This is a genomic window from Streptomyces sp. NPDC051561 (assembly GCF_044454195.1).
Taxonomy (GTDB): Bacteria; Actinomycetota; Actinomycetes; order Streptomycetales; family Streptomycetaceae; genus Streptomyces.
Window position 1 is genome coordinate 468,696 of record NZ_JBITDM010000003.1, and the last position, 21,609, is coordinate 490,304.

21 protein-coding genes are annotated in these 21,609 nt (G+C 71.8%); 15 read left to right on the forward strand and 6 right to left on the reverse strand.

The window, feature by feature from the left end:
• The first annotated feature begins 64 nt into the window (after positions 1-64).
• On the forward strand, positions 65-886 hold the full coding sequence (locus ACIA73_RS10275; RefSeq protein ID WP_399437907.1) for a potassium channel family protein: 822 nt from the start codon (positions 65-67) through the stop codon (positions 884-886).
• On the opposite strand, the gene ACIA73_RS10280 is transcribed toward ACIA73_RS10275, so the two are convergent.
• Together ACIA73_RS10280 and ACIA73_RS10285 are read right to left on the reverse strand one after the other, a co-directional pair.
• Positions 867-1,271, reverse strand: coding sequence for a peptidase inhibitor family I36 protein (locus ACIA73_RS10280; RefSeq protein WP_399437908.1), 405 nt, complete (start codon positions 1,269-1,271; stop codon positions 867-869). The two genes, ACIA73_RS10275 and ACIA73_RS10280, sit on opposite strands and share 20 nt — an antisense overlap.
• A 193-nt stretch (positions 1,272-1,464) precedes the next feature.
• On the reverse strand, positions 1,465-3,078 hold the full coding sequence (locus ACIA73_RS10285) for an MFS transporter (RefSeq protein WP_399437909.1): 1,614 nt from the start codon (positions 3,076-3,078) through the stop codon (positions 1,465-1,467).
• 132 nt (positions 3,079-3,210) lie between these two features.
• Between ACIA73_RS10285 and ACIA73_RS10290 the strand changes: the two genes are divergently transcribed.
• The 7 genes from ACIA73_RS10290 to ACIA73_RS10320 all read left to right on the forward strand — a co-directional run bounded on the left by ACIA73_RS10290 (position 3,211) and on the right by ACIA73_RS10320 (position 11,652).
• Positions 3,211-4,041, forward strand: a complete 831-nt coding sequence (locus ACIA73_RS10290) for a TetR/AcrR family transcriptional regulator (protein ID WP_399437910.1) — start codon at positions 3,211-3,213, stop codon at positions 4,039-4,041.
• A gap of 78 nt (positions 4,042-4,119) precedes the next feature.
• Positions 4,120-5,331 carry an alpha/beta hydrolase gene (locus tag ACIA73_RS10295; protein WP_399437911.1) on the forward strand — a complete coding sequence of 404 codons (1,212 nt, stop codon included), beginning with the start codon at positions 4,120-4,122 and terminating at the stop codon, positions 5,329-5,331.
• Positions 5,332-5,533: 202 nt separating this feature from the next.
• Complete coding sequence (locus tag ACIA73_RS10300) at positions 5,534-6,430, forward strand: DUF4429 domain-containing protein (RefSeq protein ID WP_399437912.1); 897 nt, start codon at positions 5,534-5,536, stop codon at positions 6,428-6,430.
• Positions 6,431-6,526: 96 nt separating this feature from the next.
• Positions 6,527-8,035: a sensor histidine kinase gene (locus ACIA73_RS10305; protein ID WP_399437913.1), complete on the forward strand. Its 1,509-nt coding sequence runs from the start codon at positions 6,527-6,529 to the stop codon at positions 8,033-8,035.
• Positions 8,032-8,712: a response regulator gene (locus ACIA73_RS10310; RefSeq protein WP_399437914.1), complete on the forward strand. Its 681-nt coding sequence runs from the start codon at positions 8,032-8,034 to the stop codon at positions 8,710-8,712. Before ACIA73_RS10305 ends, ACIA73_RS10310 begins: the two co-directional genes overlap by 4 nt.
• A 543-nt stretch (positions 8,713-9,255) precedes the next feature.
• Positions 9,256-10,308, forward strand: coding sequence for an alpha/beta hydrolase (locus ACIA73_RS10315; RefSeq protein WP_399437915.1), 1,053 nt, complete (start codon positions 9,256-9,258; stop codon positions 10,306-10,308).
• Positions 10,309-10,377: 69 nt separating this feature from the next.
• The gene (locus tag ACIA73_RS10320) at positions 10,378-11,652 is read left to right on the forward strand and encodes an acyltransferase (RefSeq protein WP_399437916.1); all 1,275 of its coding nucleotides are present in this window, start codon (positions 10,378-10,380) and stop codon (positions 11,650-11,652) included.
• 30 nt (positions 11,653-11,682) lie between these two features.
• On the opposite strand, the gene ACIA73_RS10325 is transcribed toward ACIA73_RS10320, so the two are convergent.
• Both ACIA73_RS10325 and ACIA73_RS10330 read right to left on the reverse strand, forming a co-directional pair.
• Positions 11,683-12,702 (reverse strand): aldo/keto reductase, encoded by a 1,020-nt coding sequence (locus ACIA73_RS10325; protein ID WP_399437917.1) that lies wholly within the window; start codon positions 12,700-12,702, stop codon positions 11,683-11,685.
• Positions 12,703-12,709: 7 nt separating this feature from the next.
• Positions 12,710-13,180, reverse strand: a complete 471-nt coding sequence (locus ACIA73_RS10330) for a MerR family transcriptional regulator (RefSeq protein WP_399437918.1) — start codon at positions 13,178-13,180, stop codon at positions 12,710-12,712.
• Between the two features lie 97 nt (positions 13,181-13,277).
• Here ACIA73_RS10330 and ACIA73_RS10335 point away from each other — a divergent pair, with 97 nt between their 5' ends.
• Complete coding sequence (locus tag ACIA73_RS10335) at positions 13,278-13,757, forward strand: GNAT family N-acetyltransferase (RefSeq protein WP_399437919.1); 480 nt, start codon at positions 13,278-13,280, stop codon at positions 13,755-13,757.
• A gap of 47 nt (positions 13,758-13,804) precedes the next feature.
• Positions 13,805-14,632 (forward strand): serine hydrolase domain-containing protein, encoded by an 828-nt coding sequence (locus ACIA73_RS10340; protein ID WP_399437920.1) that lies wholly within the window; start codon positions 13,805-13,807, stop codon positions 14,630-14,632.
• A 21-nt stretch (positions 14,633-14,653) separates the two neighbouring features.
• Here ACIA73_RS10340 and ACIA73_RS10345 read toward each other — a convergent pair whose 3' ends face one another.
• Positions 14,654-15,229 (reverse strand): hypothetical protein, encoded by a 576-nt coding sequence (locus ACIA73_RS10345; RefSeq protein ID WP_399437921.1) that lies wholly within the window; start codon positions 15,227-15,229, stop codon positions 14,654-14,656.
• Positions 15,230-15,349: 120 nt separating this feature from the next.
• Here ACIA73_RS10345 and ACIA73_RS10350 point away from each other — a divergent pair, with 120 nt between their 5' ends.
• Positions 15,350-17,248, forward strand: coding sequence for a protein kinase (locus ACIA73_RS10350; RefSeq protein ID WP_399437922.1), 1,899 nt, complete (start codon positions 15,350-15,352; stop codon positions 17,246-17,248).
• Here ACIA73_RS10350 and ACIA73_RS10355 read toward each other — a convergent pair.
• Positions 17,242-17,901, reverse strand: coding sequence for a pirin family protein (locus ACIA73_RS10355; RefSeq protein WP_399437923.1), 660 nt, complete (start codon positions 17,899-17,901; stop codon positions 17,242-17,244). The genes ACIA73_RS10350 and ACIA73_RS10355 overlap by 7 nt on opposite strands.
• A 173-nt stretch (positions 17,902-18,074) precedes the next feature.
• On the opposite strand from ACIA73_RS10355, the gene fasR reads away from it, so the two are divergent.
• From fasR to ACIA73_RS10375, 4 genes are all read left to right on the forward strand, one after another.
• Positions 18,075-19,214 carry a fatty acid biosynthesis transcriptional regulator FasR gene (gene fasR / locus ACIA73_RS10360; protein ID WP_399438053.1) on the forward strand — a complete coding sequence of 380 codons (1,140 nt, stop codon included), beginning with the start codon at positions 18,075-18,077 and terminating at the stop codon, positions 19,212-19,214.
• 89 nt (positions 19,215-19,303) lie between these two features.
• Positions 19,304-20,224 carry an ACP S-malonyltransferase gene (locus ACIA73_RS10365; protein WP_399437924.1) on the forward strand — a complete coding sequence of 307 codons (921 nt, stop codon included), beginning with the start codon at positions 19,304-19,306 and terminating at the stop codon, positions 20,222-20,224.
• 13 nt (positions 20,225-20,237) lie between these two features.
• Positions 20,238-21,269 carry a ketoacyl-ACP synthase III gene (locus ACIA73_RS10370; RefSeq protein ID WP_399437925.1) on the forward strand — a complete coding sequence of 344 codons (1,032 nt, stop codon included), beginning with the start codon at positions 20,238-20,240 and terminating at the stop codon, positions 21,267-21,269.
• A 77-nt stretch (positions 21,270-21,346) separates the two neighbouring features.
• Complete coding sequence (locus tag ACIA73_RS10375; protein WP_399437926.1) at positions 21,347-21,598, forward strand: acyl carrier protein; 252 nt, start codon at positions 21,347-21,349, stop codon at positions 21,596-21,598.
• Positions 21,599-21,609: the final 11 nt, after the last annotated feature.

Sequence of the window (21,609 nt, forward strand, 5' to 3'; positions counted from 1 at the left end):
GAGGTAACGGGTTGGGAAAGGCGGCGGGCCCCGAGGGTCCCGCCGCCTTTCGGCTTTCCTTACGATGCCCGGCATGAAGCAGCACACCGCTCAGGTCCGGTGGGAGCGGCGCACCCAGAACCCCCTCCTCGCCCTCGCGCTCCTCTTCGCCCTCGCGTACGCCGTGCCGATCGTGGCGCCGGATGCCGACCGTTGGGTGCACAGGGCGTGCTCGGTGACCGAGTGGGCGGTGTGGGGGGTGTTCGCCGTCGACTATTTTGTGCGTCTGACGCTGGCCCCGGCGAAGTGGCTGTTCATCCGCAGCCATCCGCTGGACCTGCTGGCCGTACTGCTGCCGCTGGCCAGGCCGTTGCGGCTGCTGCGGCTGGTGTCCACCCTGCTGCTGGTGGGACGGCGGGCCCGGATGGCGCCGCAGATCACGCTGACCGCGTATGTCGGCGGTGCGGTGGTCGGCCTGCTGATGTTCGGGTCGCTGGCGGTCCTTGAGGTCGAGCGGGACGCTCCCGAGGGAAACATCAGGACGCTGGGCGACGCGGTCTGGTGGTCCTTCACCACCATGACCACCGTCGGTTACGGCGACCACTCCCCCACCACCGGCCTCGGCCGGGTGCTCGCGGTCGGCCTGATGCTGTCGGGCATCGCGCTGCTCGGTGTGGTGACCGCCAATATCGCCGCCTGGTTCATCTCCCGCTTCGAGCGGGACGACGCCGAGGAGCGCCGGCAGACGGAGCTGCTGGAAGCACTGACGCGGGAGATCAAGGAGTTGCGCGCGGAGGTGGGGCGGCTGTCGGCGGAGCGGACGCAGCCCGCGGAAGGTGCCGGCGCTCCGCCCGGCGTGCCTCCGCAGGCTCCGTCCGGTCATGCCGTCAGCTCTCCCACACCTTGAACGCCCTTACCCGGTAAGGGGACTGGGGTACGTAGCTGCCGCCGCCCGGATAGGTGTCGAACTCGCCCGTCTCGCCGCACTCGGCCGACTGATACGTGGTGACGGGCCGCCCGGTGCGGTTGGCGAGGGCCTGGGCGTCAGTGCCGGGCGGCAGCGGAATGCAGGATTCCAGGTCGGTGCCGGCCAGTTCGTGGGCGTACCGCTTGCCCTTGAAGCCGGGCTTCTGCCAGAGGCAGAGCTCGCCGGGGGCGCAGTTGCCGAGCTGGACGGCCGGTGCCCCGGCGGGCGTCGGGGCGTGCGCGGCGCTCCGGGCCTGCGCGGTGGCCGTCAGGGTGGCAGCCGTCAGGGTCGCGGCGAGTGCGGTGGTGCGCAGCAGGCTGTTCATCGTGATCGTCCCCCGTTTCCGTGGCCGCACTTGGCTGCGCGGCTCTCCGTGCAGCCACCGTGACCTGCGCGAACGGGCCTGCGAAAGGGGCCGGGCAGCGGATCACCCGGATAGGCGAAAGCCCCGCCGGAACCGGTCCGACGGGGCTGCGGGGTCGCGGAGTTGACGCTTCCGCGGGAGGTGCTGACGTGCGTCAGATGTGGACTCCGCCGCCCGCGGCGTCCGCGTTCGCGCCGCGCTTGGTGAAGAGGGCGACGAGCGCGGCGACCGCGGCGACGACTCCGCCGACGGTGAAGGCGAAGCCCATGCCCGACACGAACGTGTCATGGACGACACCGGTGATCGCCTTGATCGCCTCGGGCGTCATGCCCGGCACCTTGGCGAGCTCCTGTGTCGGGACCATGCCGAACTCGGCGGCCTGCTCCAGCTGCGGCGAGGCCGGACCCGGAATGCCCGCGTCCTTCCAGTTGCCGGCGAACTCGGCGTTGACGCGCGAGGACATGACGGCACCGAGGACGGCCGTGCCGAGCGCGCCACCGACCTGCATACCGGCCTGCTGGAGGCCACCGGCCACACCGGACAGTTCCAGCGGGGCGTTGCCGACGATGACCTCGGTGGCGCCGACCATCACCGGGGCGAGGCCCAGACCGAGCATCGCGAACCACAGGGACATGGTGAGCGTGTCGGTGCCGGTGTCCAGGGTGGACATCCCGAACATGGCGACCGCCGTGAAGACCATGCCGCCCACCAGCGGGACCCTGGGCCCGAACTTGGTGATCAGCAGGCCGGCGACGGGCGAGGAGACGATCATCATGCCGGTCAGCGGCAGCAGGTGCAGTCCGCTGTCGACCGGGCTCATGCCGTGCACGCCCTGGAGGTAGAACGTCACGAAGAAGAGGCCGCCCATGAACGCGAACGCCATCAGCACCATGAGGACCACACCGGCCGACAGCGGCACGGAGCGGAACATGGCCAGCGGAATCAGCGGCTCCTTCGCCCTGGTCTGCCAGAAGGCGAAGAGCACGAACAGGACCACCGAACCGCCCACGCACAGCCAGGTGTTCGTCCCGCCCCAGCCCCAGGACTCACCGGCCTTGATGAGGCCGTAGACCAGCGCGCCCATCGCACCGGAGAGCAGCAGGATGCCCGGGATGTCGAAGGACCGCGGCGCGTTCTCGGCGCGGTGGTCACGCAGTACGACCAGGCCGAAGATCAGCGCGACGACGGCGACCGGCACGTTGATGAAGAAGACCGACTGCCAGCTGACGTGCTCGACGAGGAGACCGCCGACGATCGGGCCGCCCGCGGTGGAGGCGCCGATGACCATGCCCCAGATGCCGATCGCCATGTTCAGCTTCTCGGCGGGGAAGGTGGCGCGCAGCAGGCCGAGCGCGGCAGGCATGAGCAGCGCGCCGAACAGGCCCTGGAGCACACGGAAGGCGATGACCAGGCCGATCTCCGTGGAGAAGCCGATCGCGGCCGAGGAGGCGGCGAAGCCCGCGATGCCTATCAGGAAGGTCTGCCGATGGCCGAAGCGGTCACCCAGCTTGCCCGCCGTGATGAGCGCGACGGCCAGCGCGAGGAGATAGCCGTTGGTGATCCACTGGACGTCGGCCAGCGAGGCCTTGAGGTCATCCTTGATGGCGGGGTTGGCGATGGCGACGATGGTGCCGTCGAGGGCCACCATCATCACGCCGATGGCCACGGCGAAGAGCGTCAGCCACGGGTGGCCGCGAAGCCCCCTGGCCTTTTGCGGTACGGGGTCGGGGCCCGGCGGCACCTTGTCGAGCGTGGTCTGTGCAGTCATGATTTCCAGATTAGTGTCAGCCACTGACACTTGACGAACCAATTCACAAGCCGGTAACTGTCAGGTAGCTCACAGGTAAGCTGAGCAGGCCACATGCAGTGCAAATCGGTGGAATCAGAAACTCAAGGGGCAATGGCGGACGAGCTGGAATCTGCGGGAGCCGCCCGGCGCGGCACGGGCGCACCGGCCGGGAACGGCACGGGGCTACCGGCCGGGAACGGCACAGGTGCACCGGTCAGGAACGGCACAGGCGCACCATCAGGGCGCAAGCGCGCCTGCGCCCTGAGCGGCCCGATCGGTCTGCGCGAGCGCAAGAAGCGGCGCACCCGGGACTCCCTGCTGCGCAGCGCCCTGGAGCTGTTCACCACCCAGGGGTACGACGCGACGACGGTCGACGAGATCGCGGACGCCGTCGAGGTCTCGCAGCGCACCTTCTTCCGCTACTTCGCGTCCAAGGAGGAGGTCGCCTTCACCGTAGTCTCGATGGTCGAGGCGCGCTTCCTGGATGCGGTCCGCGCGCGGCCGGCCCAGGAGGGCCCGCTGACCGCCATGCGCAATGCGGTGATGTGGGCGTGGGACTCGGTCGGCGAGGCCATCGAGGCGGTCGTCCCGATCGAGCTCCATATGCGCGTCTGCCAGATGATCGAGTCCACGCCCGCGCTGCTCGCGGTCCATCTGCGCCGCTCCACCGAGCTGGAGGACGCCATGGCACGTGTCATTGCCGAGCGGGAGGGCCTGGACGTCGAGGCGGACCCACGGCCCCGGATCGCGGTGGCCGCGTTCGGCGGGGTGATGCGGCTGACCGGCCGGATGTGGGGGCAGCGGCAGGACGCGAGCCTGGAGGCGATCCGGGAGATGACCGCGCACTGTCTGGACCAGCTGGGCCCGGCGCTGGCCGGGGACTGGCGGGGGGCCGACGGACGTCCCGATTCCGGTCGGACCTCAGCCGCATACACAGGCTGACCTCCACACCTTTATCGAAACGTGATCCGCGTCACGGAATACGCACGGGCCCCGGTGATTCTCCTAGGGTGTCCCGCAGTGACTTCCTTCGACTCCTCTCCCTCCCTCACCGCCTGGCGCGCGCTGCTCGCCCTGGCCGTGGTGTTCGTGATGCTCGCACTCACTGGCTGGACCACCATCCAGAGCCGGCGGGACGACGACGTCTCCCTCCAGGAAGCCTTCGCGGCCTGGCAGCACGGCCGGATCGACGGTCGCGCGCTGCCCGACGCGAAGGGCTCGCCCCAGCAGGTGGAGCGGTTCTTCGACCGGCTGAGCCCGGGGCAGCAGAACCGCCTCCTCCATGCGTATCCCCTGGTCGTCGGCAATCTCAACGGCACCCCGGTGCCGTTGAGATTCGCCGCGAACCGGCGGGCGCTCGGCCAGGCGAAGGCGATCGAGCAGCGCCGGATGACGGACCCCCGGGTCTCCCGGGCGGGCAAGCAGGACGCCGACCGGCGGATGCACCGGTTCGCGGCGCTGCTGCGCGACAAGCGGCAGATCCTGGCGTTCGACCCGGACGGCGGCGGGCGGGTCGCCGAGGTCTTCGGCGACCTCGGCAAGGCCTCCCGGATCTCGGTGGTCGTGCCGGGCGTGGACACCAACGTGGTCAACTTCGAGCGGACGTACCGCCGGTACTCCGCCCCCGTCGGCATGGCGAAGTCGCTGTACGCCGCCGAGCGCAAGGCCTCGCCCGGCAAGCGGGTCGCCGTGATCGCCTGGGCGGACTACACCGCGCCGGTCGGCCTCGGCATGGACGCGATGGTCGGGGCGCCCGCGCAGGCGGGGGCGCAGCGGCTGATCGCGCTGACCGGGGCGCTGCCCGGTGGCTCCTCGGTACCGGTGTCGCTGTTCTGCCACAGCTACGGCTCGGTGGTGTGCGGGGTGGCGGCGGACCGGCTGCCGGAACGGGTCGGTGACATAGCGGTCTCGGGCAGCCCGGGGATGCGCGCGGACACCGCCGCCGACCTGCGGACGCGGGCCAGGGTGTGGGCGATGCGGGACGCCGACGACTGGATCCAGGACGTGCCGTACCTGGAGGTCGGCGGGCTCGGGCACGGGACGGACCCGGTGTCGCCGGAGTTCGGGGCCCGGGTGCTCTCGGCCGCGGACTCGGTGGGGCACACCGGGTACTTCGAGCCGGGCACGGTGAGCGTGGACAACCTGGCGCGGATCGGCGTCGGGTCGTACGACGAGGTGAGCTGTGCGGGCGGCTCGGCGGCCTGCCGGGACGGGATCGGGGGGACGCGGTGAGTCCGGCGGGAGGGGTGGGACCGGCGGGAGGGGTGGGACCGGCGGCGGCGATGACGGCGGCGGCGTATCCGGCAGCGGTCATTCCGAAGGTGTTGATTCCGCAGGAGGAGCGGTCCGAGGTGTCCGACGCGCGTAGAAAGCCGGAAATCGGGGTGAGCGCCGAGGGGCGACGCCGGGGCGGACGCCGCATACGATGAGCCGCATGGGTGATGTGCTGGCCGGAATTCATGCCACCTGGGAGTTCGACAGCGACTCCATGCTCATACGCTTCGAACGGGGGATACGAACACCGAAGCTGCTGACCGCGCTCGGTGAGCGGCGCATCCCGCACGAGGCGCTGGCCGATGTGACGCTGACCCAGGGCAAGCGCGGCACCGTGGTGCTGCACGCGGTGCCCAGGGCGGGCGCCGATCCGCTCATGGAGGCGGCCGCGGGGCAGCTCAAGGAGGGGTGCGACCCGTATCGGCTGGTGCTGCCCGCCGAGCGGGAGGTGCTGGCGGAGTACTACGCGGACGAGCTGCGGGCCAGGGTGCGGGCGGGTACGGGTGCGGCGGAGAGCGCCGACCGGTTCCTGGTGGCGCCCCCGCAGGGGCCGCTGCACTTCAAGGCGTACGACGGCAAGGCCAGTTTCGACGGGACGCAGGTGGCGTTCCGGTGGTTCTGGACCGGGGCGTCGTCGGCGAAGTGGAAGGTGGGCGACCAGAGCTTTCCGGTCGCGTCCCTGAGCGGGGTCGAGTGGCGCTCCCCCGATGTCTTCGACGGGCATCTGCGGCTGTTGCGGCGCGACGCGGCCACCGAGGAGGGCAAGCCGGGACAGCCGGACCAGGATCCGGCGGCGGTGGTGTTCGGGCTGGGTTACGGGCCGGTGCACGAGTCGCTGCCGTTCGCGGCGGCGGTGCTGGCCGCGGTACGGAGCGGGGTGCCGGCGGTGGCATCCGAGCGGGACCGGATTCCGGTGGAGGCGGGGGGCGGCGCGGGGCGCCGGGAGCCCGCCGACATCGCCGAAAGGATCCGCCATCTCGGGGATCTGCACCGGGCCGGGCTGGTGACGGACGAGGAGTTCAACGCGAAGAAGGCGGAGCTGCTGGCGGAGCTGTGACGGGTGGGGCCCGAGGGTAGTACCGGGGTATGACCGCACTCTCCGAACCCCGGTATGACGTGGGAGAACGGGTGCGCTGCCTACGCTGAGGGGGCCATGAAACCACCCACAGAGCCCCCCTCGCCCGCCACGCCGCGGCCGCCCTCCTATCCCCCGCCGCCCTCGTCGGCCCCGGCGGTGGAAGGGCTGTTCGCCGCCGGGCTCCGGCACACGCGTGCCGTGCTGCACGCCCTCACTCATCCCTCGCACCCGCCGACCCCCCTGCTCCAGCAGGCGCCGAAGCGGTGGCAGCGGCTGCTGCCGTACGGGGTGGTGCTCGCCCTCACCGCGACGCTGCTGCCGGTCACCGTGCAGGTGCTCGCCAATGACTACGGGGTGTCCGGGGGCATCGCCGGGGCGATGGCCGTCGGGGAGACGGTGCCGTTGCTCCTGATCGCCCACCGGCCGTTGCAGGCCTGGTGGGTGGTGTTCCTGACCGGGGTGATCGGCAGCCCGTTCCTGCTCACCGGGGCGCAGGGGCACTCCATCTGGCCGTGGCCCGCGCCGACCATCGTGGGTCTGCTGTTCCTGCTGTTCGCGCTGGCCCTGCGGGAACGCCGGCCCGCGCTGGTCGGGGTGTGGCTCGCGATCACGGTGGCCGGGCTCGTGCTGGGGCAGCTGGCGCCGGAGGCGAGTGACGGCACCAATGTGCTGACCATCGTGCTGAGCGGTGCGGTGCTGATCATCGGGGGTGCGCTGCGCGAACGCGGTGAGGCGCAGCGCAAGCTGGTGGAGCAGGAGACCATCAGCGTCGCGGAGCGGGCGCGGCGGACGTTGCTGGAGGAACGGACCCGGATCGCCCGGGAGTTGCACGATGTGGTCGCCCACCACATGTCGATGATCACGGTGCAGGCCGACTCGGCGCCGTACCGGATCAGCGATCTGCCCGCCGAGGCCGAGGAGGAGTTCGCCTCGATCGCGTCGAGTGCGCGGGAGTCGCTGACCGAGATGCGGCGACTGCTGGTGGTGCTGCGCAGCGACGGTACGGAAGGGGAGCGCGCGCCGCAGCCTGGCCTGGACAAGGTGCAGCAGCTGGTCGAGGCGACGGTACGGGCCGGGGTGCCGGCCGAGCTGTCGATGTCCGCCGAACTGGTCGCGGAGGAGGGAAAGCTGGCGGTGGGGCAGGCGGTGGACCTGTCGGCGTACCGGATCGTGCAGGAGGCGCTGGCCAATGTGGTGCGGCATGCGCCGGGGGCCGTCACACGGGTGTCGGTGCGGGCGGAGGGGGCGGATCTGCTGGTACTGGTCGTCAACGGGCCCGCCTGCGAGCCGACTCCGCGCAGGGACCGGGTGGAGGCGAAGGGGGCCGGTGGGCACGGACTGGTCGGGATGCGTGAGCGGGTACGGCTGACCGGGGGCACGCTGGACACCGGGCCGCTGCCGGACGGGGGGTTCCGGGTGGCGGCGAAGCTGCCGTTGGGGGCGGGTGGTACGCCGGGATCGGCGGAATCGGCGGGGTCCGTGGGGGCGGCCGATGTGGTCGACGGGGACCGGCTGGGCGACGATGCTGGTCCGGACAACCCTGCCGGTACCACCTCTTCAGCGAAGGACTCCCCCGCCCCATGACCATCCGCGTGATCATCGTCGACGACCAGGCCATGGTGCGGGCCGGATTCGCCGCACTGCTCTCGGCGCAGGCAGACATCGATGTGGTGGGCGAGGCGCCGGACGGGCGGCAGGGGGTGCAGGTGAGCCGTGCCACGCATCCGGATGTGGTGCTGATGGACGTACGGATGCCGGAGATGGACGGGCTCGCCGCCGCCCGGGAGATCCTGAACCCGCCGGTGGGGGTGGCGCATCTGCCGAAGGTGCTGATGCTGACCACCTTCGACGTGGACGACTACGTGTACGAGGCGCTGCGGGCGGGCGCGTCCGGCTTCCTGCTGAAGGACGCGCCGCCGGCCGATCTGATCGCGGCGGTACGGGTGGTGGCGGCGGGCGAGGCGTTGCTGGCGCCGTCGGTGACACGGCGGCTGATCGCGGACTTCGCGGCGCAGCGCCCGGTGGCGCGGCGGAATCCGGCGCTGCGGCTGAACGGGCTGACGCCTCGGGAGACGGAGGTTCTGGAGTTGATCGCCCGGGGGCTGTCGAATCAGGAGATCGCGGAGCACTTGATCCTGGCGGAGCAGACGGTGAAGACGCATATCGGGCGGGTGCTGGCGAAGCTGGACCTGCGGGACCGGGCGCAGGCGGTGATTTTCGCTTACGAGTCGGGGCTGGTGGCGCCGGGGGACGCGGGGTAGGCGGGGCCGCCCCGCTCCCCCGCACGGGGGACCTGGATCACTCGCCGTGGTGAGGCGGGGCGGGGTACCCGACGGGACTCTGTCGTCATGAAGGACCGCGCACTCCCCCCGGACCCCGCCCCTCCCTACGCGTACGGAGTCCGAACATCGCCCCGGCGGCTCTGAACTGGTACGTCGTCGCCGTTGGCGCCCTCGCGCTCGGCGCCCTCGCGCTGCGTGTCCGGCACGGGGAGCGCCGCTGGACGCGGCAGCTGCTGGGGGCGGTGGCCGTACTGTCCACTGGCTCCGCACGCGGCCCTCTGCGGCGATACGGGGAGGGCGGGAGCGGCCCCGGACCGGCCCCCCTCCCCACCCCCGATCACCTCCGCCAACCGGCTTGCCCCACCCCCCGCAGGGGGGCCAACCCCACCCTCTGACCTGCGGAAATCCTCCAGTACTGGGGTATCACCGCAGAGTTGGCCCCGTGGTGTGACGCCCCGGCACCCACCCTCTTCCTACCTTGCTCCACGTCAACCGTGAAGCAGAGGAAGAGGGGGCAGGCAGATGCGCCGGTTCAGGAGGACGTTGGCCGCCGTCGGTGTGGCGCTCGCCGTGGTGTCGGGGACCGCGGGGTGGGCGTCCGCCGACGCGCAGAGCGCCGTGACCGGACCGCCGCCGGGGGCGGGGGCCTGGAGCGCGGAGGGGCTGATCGACCCGGCCGCCAGTACGCCCGCCCAAGTGGCCGCCTTCTTCGGGACGTTGAGCAAGAAGCGGTCCGCCGAGCTGGTGCGGCGGCACCCCTCCGTCGTCGGGAATCTCGACGGCGCCCCGGTCGCCCTGCGGTACGCCGCCAACAAGCGGGCTCTCGCCTCCGACGGCCGTTTCCCGGAGCTGCTCTCGCCCGGCCGGCAGATTCTCGCCTTCGACCTGCGGGGGCGGGGCCAAGTGGCCGAGGTGTACGGGGACTTGGCGCGGGCGGCCCATGTGGCCGTGGTGGTGCCGGGATCGGACATCGACGCCGCGACGTACGACCGCGAGAAGGACCCGTACGGCACCCCGGCCGGGATGGCCAAGAGCCTGCGCCAGGAGACGGGGCCCGGTACCGCCGTCATCGCCTGGGCCGGATACACCACCCCCGTCGGCGTCGGGATCGACGCCGCGACCGGCGAGCTGGCCGAGGCGGGTGCCGACCGGCTGGTCCGCCTCACCGACGGGCTCGACGCGGTGGGCGCCCCCGACCCCGCGGTGTTCTGCCACAGCTACGGCTCGGTCGTCTGCGGACTGGCCGCGCCCCGGCTGGACGCCGCCGACCTGGTCGCCCTCGCCTCCCCCGGTATGCACGCGGACACCGCCGCCGACCTGCGCACCAGCGCCCGGGTCTGGGCCGCCAAGGACGCGGACGACTGGATCGACAACATCCCCCACGTCCGCTTCCTCGGCCTCGGCCACGGCGCCGACCCGACCGCCGCCGCCTTCGGCGCCCGCCCGGTCCCGGCCGCCACCGCGAAGGGCCACACCGGCTACTTCGCCCCCGGCACGGACTCGCTCCGCGCCTTCGCCGCGATAGCGCAGGGGCTCCCGGTCACCGCACCCGCCTCCCCGGCCAGGACGCCCTGAGGTCCCGGTCGGCGCCACCCGTTCCTCCCACCGAAGGGCCGCCCCCGGCCCCCTCCCGAAGGACCCTCGATGAGCCTCACCGCCCCTCCCGCAAGGCCCGGCGCTCCCCTCCCGGCCGCGAAAGCACCCAGCAGCAAACTCGCCACGCTCGCCGCCAGGATCGACGCCCGCACCCCCGCCCACCGCGACCGCGCCATCGACGGCCTCCGCGCCCTCGCTCTCCTCGCGGTCCCCACCGGCCACTGGCTCCTCGGCGGTTTCACCGTCGACGCGACGGCGGGCTCGTTGCACAACGCCAGTCCGCTCTCCTCCTTCGCCGCTCTCGCTCCCGCCAGCTGGATCCTTCAGATGCTGGGGATCTTCTTCCTGGTCGGCGGGTACGCCTCGGTCCTCTCGTTCCACAAGCGCAAGGGGTCCACCACAAAGTGGCTCAAGGGCCGTCTGGTGCGGCTGGGACGCCCGGTGCTCGGCGTGACCGCCGTGTGGGCACTGCTGGTTCCGGTGCTCTACGGGCTCGGGGTGCCGGAAGCCACCTTGCGGACCGGCGCGAAACTCGTCGTCCAGCCGCTGTGGTTCGTCGCGGTGTATGCGGTGATCACCGCGCTCACGCCGCTCTGCATCCGGGCCGCCCGCCGCATGGGCGCCTGGTCGGCGGCCCCGCTGATCGGGTCCGTCGCGGTCGTCGACTTCCTCAGGTACGGACCGTTCGCGGACTCCATGCCCTCCTGGCTGAGCCTGCTCAACCTGCTGCCCGGCTGGCTCTTCGCCTACCAACTCGGCGTCGTCTGGGGCGAGAAGCGGCTGACCAGGCGCACCGCGTCCCTGCTGCTGATCGGCGGCACCGTCCTCTTCGCCGCCCTCCTCGCCCACTTCCACTACCCCGCCTCGATGGTCGGCGTCCCCGGTCACGACCGCACCAACTCGCACCCGCCGTCGCTGCTGGTCCTCGCCCTGGCCGCCGCGCAGAGCGGTGCCGCCATCCTGCTCCGTGACCGGATCGCCCGGTTCCTGGCCCGGCCCGCGTTCTGGGCCCCGGTAGTCGTCATCAACCTCTCCGCGATGACGATCCTGTGCTGGCACCAGACCGCGATGCTGGCCGCCGCCGTCCCCGGCTCGTACCTCGGTACGATCCCGGGTCTGACCGCGGCCCCCGACACCCTCGGCTGGATCGCGGCGCGGCTCGCCTGGATGCCGCTGTTCGCGGTGCTGCTGGCGGTGATCGCCAAGTACGCCCGGGTCTTCGAGAGTCCGGGGAAGGGGGCCCGGAACGCGACGAAGGCCCGCAAGGCGATCGCGGGCCTTCTGGCGGCGAGCTTCACCGCGTTCGCGCTGGGTCTGGCGTGAGCGGGGAGCGCCTGTGCCCCGCCCCGGTCCCTACTCCCGGCCGGCCGAGGTGAACCCCATGTCCGCGTACCGGGGCCCGGCGACCTGGCCGGCGATCGGGTCCAGGAGGGCCAGTTCGTCGGCGCTCAGCACCAGTTGGGTTGCTGCCGTGTTCTCCTCGACGCGGCTGCGCTTGCGGGTGCCCGGGATCGGCACCACGGACAGGCCGTGCACCTTGGCCTGCTGCTGCACCCAGGCCAGCGCGACCTGGCCCAGGGTGACGCCCCGGGTGCGGGCGATCTCGCGGACCGGGTCGAGCAGCGCGCCGTTGGCCTCGGCGTTGGCGCCGTTGAAGCGGGGCTGCTGGCGGCGGAAGTCGTTGGAGCTCAGTTCCTTCTCCGCGCTGGCGAACGCCCCGGTGAGGAAGCCGCGCCCGAGCGGCGAGTACGCCACCAGGGTCGCGCCGGTCTCCGCGACGGCGGGCACCACACCCGCCTCGATGTCCCGGCTGAACAGCGACCACTCCGACTGCACGGCGGCGATCGGGTGCACGGCCTGCGCGGTCCGCAGTTCGTCGCCGGTGACCTCGCTCAGCCCGAGCTGCCTGACCTTGCCGGCCGCGACCAGTTCGGCCATCACACCGACGGTCTCCTCGATCGGGATGCTCAGGTCACGCCGGTGCATGTAGTAGAGGTCGATGACGTCCACGCCGAGCCGGCGCAGGCTGTTCTCGACACACCCGCGGATGTACGCCGGATCGTTGTTGATGACCCGCTTGGTGCTGTCCTCGGGGTCGATGGCCAGCGCGAACTTGGTGGCGATGACGATCTCGTCCCGGTGCGCGTTCACGAACGGGGCGAGGAACCGCTCGTTCTCGCCGTCCGCGTACGCGTCCGCCGTGTCGTACATGGTGACGCCCAGCTCAAGGGCCCGCTCCAGGGTGGCCCGCGCCTCGGCGGCGTCGGTCGGGCCGTACCCGAAGTTCATGCCCATGCAGCCGAGGCCCTGGACGCCGACCTCGGGGCCGGTGGGGCCGCCGAGTCGGGTGGTGGCGATGCGGTGGGTATTCATGGAAGTGTCAGAACCTCTCCGACGCCCGGCGGGCGTCCGCATAAACGTCGATCTTGTGGTCGAGTACGGCGAGCGTGTCCTGAAGCTCCGCGATCCGGTGAATCACATCCCGGCGGGTCGCCTCCAGCAGGTCCTGCCGCTCCTCGAAGGTGTCCTTGCCCGCGCGGACCAGTTCCGCGTACCGCACCATGTCGGCGACCGGCATCCCGGTCAGCCGCAGCTTGCCGACCAGGGAGAGCCAGTCCAGGTCGCGGTTGCGGAAGCGGCGCTGCCCGGTGTGCGAGCGGTCCACGTGCGGCATCAGGCCGATCCGCTCGTACCAGCGCAGGGTGTGCGCGGTGAGCCCGGTGACCGCCGCCACCTCACTGATCGTGTAGTGGTCGCGTCCCTCGGGCAGGGGGTGCCCAGTGGGCACTTCACAGGTGGCCGTCGTGCGCTTCGAGTCGGTTTGTACGGGACTGCTGTCGATCACCGTCATGTCCTCCACGCTAGAACGTTGGAGTGCACTCGAAGCAAGCGCTGCCTCTGAGAATTCTTGGCTGCGCAACGACCGTGCGCGGCGTAATCTGCGCCGCATGAATCACCGAACGGTACGGCGCGCGACCGCCGACGACGCGGCCGAGCTGCTGCGCCTGCGTCAGATAATGATCGAATCCATGCGGCACGAGCCCGCCCCGACCGACTGGCAGGACGCCTCCCTCCCCCGGCTGCGCAAGGAACTCGCCGACCAGGACGGCAACTTCGCGGTCTTCGTCGGTGAACACCCGGACGGTGGCGGCAAGCTGGGCACCATGGTCGCCGGGACGATCGACTACCGGATCGGCGGACCGCCCGCCCCGCTCGGTGACCGCGGCCACATCTTCGGGGTCGTCACCGAGCCCGACGCCCGGCGCCTGGGCGCGGCCCGCGCCTGCACGGTGGCCCTGCTCGACTGGTTCCGCGAGCGCGGGGTGGCCCAGGTCGACCTGAGCGCCTCCGCCGACGCCGAGCCGCTGTACGCCTCGCTGGGCTTCGTGTGCCGCGACGAACCGGCGATGCGGCTGAACCTCACCTGAGAGCCTGCGCCCGGGAGGCGTCCGGGGGCTCCGGTTAGGCTCGACCCATGCAGAGCGTGACGATGATCGAGTCCTGGCCGGTGCCCACGGCCGCCGCAGCAGTCGTACGGGCGGACGGCACCGTCCTCGGGTCGCACGGCCCCACCGGCCACCGCTTCCAGCTGGCCTCCGTCACCAAGCCGCTCGCGGCGTACGCGGCGCTGGTGGCGTACGAGGAGGGCGCGATCGAGCTCGACGAGCCCGCCGGCCCCCCGGGCTCCACCGTCCGCCACCTGCTCGCCCACACCAGTGGCCTCGCCTACGACGAGCAGCGCGTCACCTCCGAGCCGGGCACCCGCCGCCTCTACTCCAACGCGGGCTTCGAGGCACTCGGCGACCACCTCACCAAGGCCACCGAGATCCCCTTCGCCGACTACCTCCGCCAGGCCGTCCTGGAACCCCTCGGCATGACGGCCACCGCTCTGGAGGGCAACGCCTCCCCGGCCCGCGACGGTGTCTCCACGGTCGACGACCTGCTGCGTTTCGCCGCCGAGCTCCAGGCCCCCCGCCTGCTCGACCCGCGCACCGTCGCCGAGGCCACCCTCACCGTGCACTACCCCGGCACCAAGGGCGTCCTCCCCGGCTACGGTCACCAGAACCCCAACGACTGGGGCCTGGGCTTCGAGATCCGCGACTCCAAGTCCCCGCACTGGACCGGGAGTTCGTCCTCCCCGCGCACCTTCGGCCACTTCGGCCAGGCGGGCACCTTCCTGCTGGTCGACCCTGATGCCTCGCGCGCCGTCGTCGCCCTCGCCGACCGCGCCTTCGGCCCGTGGGCGGCGGAGGTCTGGCCGCCGTTCGTCGACGCGGTCCTGGCGGAGGCGCGTACGCTCTGACCCCCCGGTGGCGCGGGCCCCTCACCAGTCGGCCTCCGTCATGGGCCTGGCCCGCGCCCACGCCTCCTCGAACTCGCCCCCGCTGATCTCCTGATCCACCACCTTCGGGTCGAAGAGGTCCACCAGCGGCGGATTCAGCACCCAGTCGTCGGGGGTGCTGCGCACGGCGGTGCCGTCGGCGGTCACCTCCACCTGCCGGGTGCGCCGCCCGTCGGACCCGATCTCCATCAGGAAGTCGGGGGGCACCTCGCCCTCGTCCCACGCCTCGTCCTCCTCGTCCCAGCGACGCCGCAGATGTACGAGGTCACGCCCGGCCAGTGCCCCGAAGCCCGGCTTCCCGCGCTGGGCCTCGCGCTCGGCCCGCAGGGCGTCCAGTCCGGGAGGCATCGCGGGCGCGTCGATGTCCACCACGTCCACCTCCGCGTCCTGCTCGAACCTGGTCACGCTCTCCGGATCCTCGACCACCTCCAGCCAGGCGAAGGTCTCCACGACCTCCCGCGCGGACCTGGCCCGGATCCACCACCAGCAGGCGCCCATGCCGTAGTCGTGCAGCGCGAGAAAGGACTGCTTGGCGGGCTCGGCACTCTCGTCGGTCATGGGAGCAGACCCTAGGACAGGGGTGTTCGCCTTCTCGGGCGGGGCCCACCGGGGCGCACTCCACCTTGGGCTACCCTCCCACCCGACGGCAGCGACACGGTTCAACGGGCGGGACGGCAGATGCACCAGGGCAGTACGGGCGGACAGTTCCACCCGCTGGAGGACAAAGACCCTCGTACGGTGGCGAGTTATCGGATTGCCGCCCGTCTGGGTGCGGGCGGTATGGGGCAGGTGTATCTGTCCTACACGCCCGGCGGGCATCCGCTCGCCATCAAGGTGATCCGCCCGGAGCTGGGCGACGACGCCGGGTTCCGGCAGCGGTTCCGCCTGGAGGTGCAGGCGGCCCAGCGGGTGCAGGGGCTGTACACGGCGCCGGTGATCGACTTCGACACGGAGGGCGAGCGGCCGTGGCTGGCCACCGCCTATGTGCCGGGGCCCTCGCTCGCCGTCGCCGTCTCCGAGCACGGCAGGCTGCCGGTGCCCACCGTGCTGCGGCTGCTGGCCGGAATGGCGGAGGCGCTGAAGGTCATCCACGCGGCGGGCATCGTGCACCGGGACCTCAAGCCCGCCAATGTGCTGCTGGGCGCGGACGGACCGAAGGTGATCGACTTCGGCATCGCGCGGGCGGCGGACGCCACCGCGCTCACCGGAACCGGCGTCACGGTCGGCACGCCCGCGTTCATGTCACCCGAGCAGGCGGCGGGCAAGGAGCTCGGACCGGCGTCGGACCTCTTCGCGCTGGGGCAGGTCGGGGTGTACGCGGCGCTGGGCAACACCGCGCACGGCGAGGGCAATTCGCATGCGGTGCTGTACCGGATCGTGCACGAGGAGCCGGACCTGACCGGGCTGCCCGAGGAGCTGGGCTTTCTGGCGCAGTGCCTGGCCAAGGACCCGGCCCAGCGGCCCGACCCGGCGGAGATCATCGAACTGTGCCGGGCGGCCTCCCCCGGCCCCCTCAGCCAGCAGGGCGATTGGCTGCCGGAGCCGATGACGCAGGACATCGACCGGCGCACCCGCGCGTGGGCGGCGATGCGGACGACGATGTCGGCGCGCGAGACGGGTGCGGAAGAGGCAGTGCGCGCGGCGGGAGCGGTTGGTGCGGCGGGAGTGGCGGAAGCAGTGGGGCACGCCTCGCCCACCCGGTCCGCCGCCCCCGGTGGGGTGCACCACGCCCCGACGGAGGCCGCCGTCCCCACTCCCCCGCCGGGCACCCCCGCCCCACAGGTCGCCCCGCCGACCCCACCGCCGTACCCCGGGAGTCTCCCCGGACAGCACCAGGCCGGACAGCACCAGCCCGGCCCGGCCACCCACCCCGGCCCCGGCCCCGCCCACCCGACGTACCCCTCCCAGACCGCCCAGACCCACCAGCCGCACAGCCTGCACGCCGCCCCCTACCCGATGCAGCCGCAGCCGGGCTGGGCGCCGCAGCCTCCGCCGAAGAAGAAGATGGGCGGCGGCGCCATCACGCTGATCGTCCTCGCGGCCCTGGCGCTGCCGATCGGCGGCTGTGCCGTACTGGTCGCCAGCCTGCCCACCACCAAGAGCGACCGGCCGGGTGCCTCCGGCGCGGCGAACGGCGAGGGCGGCAAGGGCTCCACCCCGCGCCCCGACCCCAAGCCGGTGACGTACAAGGGCGTGAACGTCCCCAACGACTACTACGTCCGGTTCGCCGACTCCCCCCTGAAGCCGATCCACTCGGGCGACGCCGCCTACGAGGACGACGCGGACTTCTACTACTGGAGCGACGACCGCTACCTCGGCAGCAAGGACGAGAAGGTCGTCCTGCTGAACAACTCCCAGCAGGGGTCCCTGAAGACCTGCCGCGCCGAGACGCGCTTCACCGAACAGGTCACCCTGGGCCAGGTGTCCCGGGGCTCCCAGTTCTGTGTGCACACCAAGTCGGGGCACATCGCGCTGGTGACGTACCGGGGCAGGTCCGGCTCCTCGGACCCCAGCGACTACGTCACGCTGGACTTCACCCTGTGGCGCAACGCCGAGGAACCGGAGGGCGGTTACTGAGCCGGGGTGACGAACTCCCACACCAGCACCTCGGCCGGCCCGGTGGCGAGCAGTTCGAGTGCGCTCCCGCCACCGGCCCGCACCGAGTCGCCGGGCTCCAACTCCTCGTCGCCGAGCGTCAGCCGGCCTCGTACCACATGGAGGTACGAGGTCTCCGGCACCGGCACCCGCTCGCCCGCCGCCGGGCGGCGCACATGCAGCACCGCGCCGGCCGCCGGGAGGTCGTAGGGGGTGGCGTCCGCGATGCCACGGACGAGGTCGTACGTCGGGTCGCCGCCCGGCGCGAGCGGGGCCAGCCACATCTGGACGAACACCAGCGGGCCGGGGCCCGCGTTGCGCTCCACGTGCCGCACCCCGTCGGCCGCGCCGAGGTACTGGAGGTCGCCCGGACGTACGACCGTCTCGTGGCCGGCGGTGTCGGAGTGGGTGAGTTCGCCCTCGACGACCCAGGTGACGATCTCGGTGTGGCTGTGCGGGTGTTCGTCGAAGCCGGCGCCGGGGGCCAGGCGTTCCTCGTTGCAGGCGAGGACCGGGCCGAAGCGGAGGTTGTCCGGGTCGTAGTGGTGGCCGAAGGAGAAGGCGTGGCGGGAGTCGATACCGGCGGCGCTGTCGCCGCCCCGGTAGCGGTCGGCGGCGCGGTGCAGGGACATCACAGGGACCACGGTAGCCCCGGCACACAGCGCCGCCCGCCGGATAAGGCAGTCTTGTCACCGTGCCCCGATCCGATCCCGCGCAGCAGCCAGCGCCGCAGCCCGAGCCGTCCGCGCCTGTAGCAGGGGCCGCCGACGGGCCCGCGCAGCGTGCCGCCCACCCGCACACCGCGACCCTGAAGCGGCTGGAGCAGTCCTCCGGTTCCCTCGCCGCGAGCGCGATCGCGCGGATGGACGAGACGCTGTCCTGGTACCGGGCGATGCCGCCGGAGAACCGGTCGTGGATCGGTCTGGTGGCGCAGGCGGGCATCGCGGCGTTCACCGAGTGGTTCCGCCACCCGGAGACCCCGCAGGCGATCTCGACCGATGTGTTCGGCACCGCGCCGCGCGAGCTGACCCGGGCGATCACGCTGCGCCAGACCGTGGAGATGGTGCGCACCACCATCGAGGTCATGGAGTCGGCGATCGAGGAGGTCGCCGCCCCCGGTGACGAGTCGGTGCTGCGCGAGGCGCTGCTGGTGTACGCCCGGGAGATCGCCTTCGCCACCGCCCAGGTGTACGCGCAGGCGGCGGAGGCGCGGGGCGCGTGGGACGCCCGGCTGGAGTCGCTGGTGGTGAACGCGGTGCTCAGCGGCGAGGCCGACGAGGGCGCCGTCTCCAGGGCCGCCGCGCTGGGCTGGAACGCGCCGGAGCACGTGTGTGTGGTGCTCGGGACCGCCCCGGACGGGGACTCCGAGCTGACCGTGGAGGCGATCCGGCGGGCCGCCCGGCACGCCAAGCTCCAGGTGCTGACCGGGGTGCTCGGCACCCGGCTGGTCGTCATCGCGGGCGGCAGCGACAATCCGCTGCAGGTGGCGAAAGCCCTGATCGGGCCGTACGCCGCCGGTCCGGTCGTCGCCGGACCCGTCGTACCCGACCTGCTCGCGGCCACCCGGTCCGCGCAGGCGGCGGCCGCCGGGCTGAAGGCGTGCACTGCCTGGCAGGACGCCCCCAGGCCCGTACTGGCGGACGATCTCCTGCCGGAGCGGGCGATCGCCTCCGACCCTGCTGCGCGGGAGCAGTTGGTGGAGGAGATCTACAGACCGCTGGAGGAGGCGGGCTCCGCTCTTCTGGAGACGCTGAGCGTCTATCTGGAGCAGGCGTCCAGTCTCGAAGGTGCCGCCCGGATGCTCTTCGTGCACCCCAATACCGTGCGCTACCGGCTGCGACGTGTGACGGACGTCACCGGGTGGTCGCCCTCGGACGTCCGCTCCGCGTTCACGCTGCGCATCGCCCTGATCCTGGGGCGTCTGGCCGACGGCGACTCTCCGTCCTAGACTTTTGTTGGATACAAACAATTAGCCCGTCGGTTCTTCGTCCCAGTCCCCACGGGCAGAAGACGCCGCCCACAAGAGAGAGTGTGAGGGTGCTCGTACTCGTCGCTCCCGGCCAAGGCGCTCAGACGCCCGGCTTCCTGACTCCCTGGCTCGACCTCCCCGGCGCGGGTGACCGCCTCGCGGCCTGGTCCGACGCCATCGGGCTCGACCTCGTCCACTACGGCACGAACGCCGACGCGGACGCCATCCGTGACACCGCCGTCGCCCAGCCCCTGCTGGTCGCCGCCGGTCTCCTCTCGGCGTCCGCCCTCGGTGACTTCTCCTCGGCCGGTGCGGTCGCCGGACACAGCGTCGGTGAGATCACCGCCGCCGCGTTCGCCGGTGTGCTGACCGAGGAGGCCGCGCTGCGTTTCGTACGTACGCGTGGACTCGGCATGGCCGAGGCCGCCGCCGTCACCGAGACGGGCATGTCCGCCCTGCTCGGCGGCGACCCCGAGGTGACGATTCCGCATCTGGAGAAGCTCGGTCTCACCCCGGCGAACGTGAACGGCGCCGGCCAGATCGTCGCCGCCGGCACGGCCGAGCAGCTCGCGGCCCTGGAGGCCGACAAGCCGGAGGGTGTGCGCCGCGTCGTCGCCCTGAAGGTCGCCGGTGCGTTCCACACCGAGCACATGGCTCCCGCGGTCACCGAACTCGGCAAGGCCGCCCAGGACCTGGTGGTCTCGGACCCGACGCTGACCTATGTCTCCAACGCCGACGGCACAACCGTTGCCGCAGGCTCCGAGATCGTCTCGCGACTGGTCAGCCAGGTCTCCAACCCGGTCCGCTGGGACCGCTGCATGGAGACCTTCAAGGAGCTCGGTGCGACCGCGCTGATCGAGGTCTGCCCGGGCGGCACCCTGGTGGGCCTCGCCAAGCGCGCGCTGCCGGGGGTCAAGACCCTCGCGCTCAAGACCCCCGACGACCTCGATGCGGCCCGCGCGCTCCTCGCCGAGCACGCGGCCGCGTAAGGAGCGAGCACCCATGTCGAAGATCAGGCCCAGCAAGGGCGCCCCGTACGCGCGCATCCTCGGTGTCGGCGGCTACCGCCCCACCCGGGTCGTGCCCAACGAGGTGATCCTCGAAAGGATCGAGTCGTCCGACGAGTGGATCCGCTCGCGCTCCGGCATCTCCACCCGCCACTGGGCCTCCGACGAGGAGACCGTGGCGATGATGTCGATCGAGGCGTCCGGCAAGGCCATCGCCGACGCCGGGATCAGCCCGGAGCAGATCGGTGGGGTCATCGTCTCCACCGTGTCGCACTTCAAGCAGACCCCCGCCGTGGCGACCGAGATCGCGCACAAGATCGGCGCGACCAGGCCCGCCGCCTTCGACATCTCCGCCGGATGCGCCGGCTTCGGCTACGGACTGACCCTGGCGAAGGGCATGATCGTTGAAGGCAGCGCGGAATACGTGCTGGTCATCGGCGTGGAGCGGCTCAGCGACCTGACCGACCTGGAGGACCGCGCGACGGCCTTCCTGTTCGGTGACGGCGCGGGCGCGGTCGTGGTGGGCCCCTCCCAGGAACCGCACATCGGTCCGACCGTGTGGGGTTCCGAGGGCGACAAGTCCGAGACCATCAAGCAGACGGTGGCCTGGGACCGGTTCCGCATCGGGGACGTCTCGCAGCTGCCGCTGGACAGCCGCGGCGAGGTCAAGTTCCCGGCCATCACGCAGGAGGGCCAGGCGGTGTTCCGCTGGGCCGTCTTCGAGATGGCGAAGGTCGCCCAGCAGGCGCTGGACGCGGCCGGGATCTCCGCGGACGACCTGGACGTCTTCATTCCGCACCAGGCCAACATGCGGATCATCGACTCGATGGTGAAGACCCTCAAGCTGCCGGAGCACGTCACGGTCGCCCGTGACATCGAAACCACCGGCAACACCTCGGCCGCCTCGATCCCGCTCGCGATGGAGCGGCTCCTGGCGACCGGGCAGGCGAAGAGCGGGGACACCGCCCTCGTCATCGGCTTCGGGGCGGGTCTCGTGTACGCCGCGACGGTCGTTACCCTCCCCTAGGGCACTTACTTCGGATTCATCCGGACAATGCCCACCCTCCAAACCCTCTGATTCACACACACCGAAGGAGCGCCACCATGGCCGCCACTCAGGAGCAGATCGTCGAAGGTCTCGCCGAGATCGTCAACGAGATCGCCGGCATCCCCACCGAGGACGTCCAGCTGGACAAGTCCTTCACCGACGACCTGGACGTCGACTCGCTGTCCATGGTCGAGGTCGTCGTCGCCGCCGAAGAGCGCTTCGACGTGAAGATCCCCGACGAGGACGTCAAGAACCTCAAGACGGTCGGCGACGCCGCGAAGTACATCCTGGAGCACCAGGCCGCCTGATCGGGCCCGAT